This is a genomic window from Aquicoccus porphyridii, assembly GCF_008369105.1.
GTDB lineage: Bacteria > Pseudomonadota > Alphaproteobacteria > Rhodobacterales > Rhodobacteraceae > Aquicoccus > Aquicoccus porphyridii.
The window spans coordinates 1-586 of record NZ_VINQ01000084.1; the positions used below are offsets into that span (position 1 = coordinate 1).

Annotated in this window: 1 protein-coding gene; it reads right to left on the bottom strand. The window is 67.7% G+C overall.

Annotation, left to right across the window (positions count from 1 at the left end; genetic code table 11):
• A partial coding sequence (locus FLO80_RS23685) for an AMP-binding protein (protein WP_149187128.1) occupies positions 1-586 on the bottom strand: 586 nt, incomplete at both ends.

Sequence of the window (586 nt, forward strand, 5' to 3'; positions counted from 1 at the left end):
TGCGCAGGAAACCATCGGCGGTGAGCACCTCTGCGGTCTTCTCCGGCTCCTTGTAGTAGCCGACCATGGTCGCGCCGCTACGCACCTGCACCTCGCCCTCGTCGCTGATGCGTACCTCGACGCCGGGGCTGTTCTGGCCGATCCAGCCGGTCTTCTGCCGGCCGGGCCGGCAGACGTGGGAGTAGCCGCTGTTCTCGGTCATCCCGTAGACCTCGAGCACGTCCAGGCCCAGGCGGCGATACCAGAGCAGCAGCGCCTCGGGTACCGGCGCCGCGCCGCAGAGCGCGTAGCGCACCGCGTCCAGGCCTAGCCCGGCGAGCACCTTGCGACCGACGATGCGGCCGAGGATCGGCAGCTTCAGCAGGCGGTCGAGCTTCTGCGCCGGCATCTTCGAATACACCCCCATCTGGAACTTGGTCCAGATGCGCGGCACGCCGAACAGCAGGGTCGGCCGCGCACGCTTCATGTCCTCGACGAAGGTGTCCAGGCTTTCGGCGAAGAACACCGTGGTTCCCCCGTAGAGCGACCCCATCTCGACGAACATCCGCTCCGCCACGTGGCACAGCGGCAGGTAGGAGAGCATCCG